At 42.7% G+C, this 487-nt stretch carries 1 protein-coding gene; it reads left to right on the top strand.

Annotated features, from left to right (window positions below):
* The coding region (locus ACNQ0T_RS23210) for an outer membrane protein OmpK (RefSeq protein WP_417930386.1) at positions 1 to 487 on the top strand (487 nt) is incomplete at both ends.

Raw genomic sequence — 487 nt, 5'->3', positions numbered from 1 at the left:
GCGTTATACGCTGAAAACAACAGCTCGCGTCTATATCGCAGATACTGGGTTCAACTTATACGGCCACGTTTATGGTACTTGGTCTTTACCGGGTGACAAACACGGCGGCAACTTCCACGAAGTCAACACACTTTATGGTATCGGTTATAACACCTCGATTGGTGATCTGTGGTTCAAACCTTTCGTGGCTTTGCACTATGTTGACCAAACCTATTATTCCGGTAATAACGGCTATGTAGTTGGTTGGGTTGCTGGTTATAACTTCAAAATGTTCCAAGAAGATTTCATGATCACTAACTGGCATGAAATGGAATTTGCACGTCATGAGCGTTATGGCAACGGTGGGCGTGATGGCGTGAACGGCGCATTAGCTTTCTGGTGGAACGCCACACCAAATTTAGCTGCTAGTATTCAATATCGTTATGCTGACAATAAGTTAGGTGATGATTTCTACCAAGATGCAATCATTTATACATTAAAGTATAAC

The sequence above is a fragment of the Enterobacter cloacae complex sp.6700776 genome, assembly GCF_048284255.1.
GTDB lineage: Bacteria > Pseudomonadota > Gammaproteobacteria > Enterobacterales > Enterobacteriaceae > Enterobacter > Enterobacter intestinihominis.
Note: the sequence above shows the minus strand (reverse complement) of the source record. Positions and strands in the feature narration are given on the sequence as shown.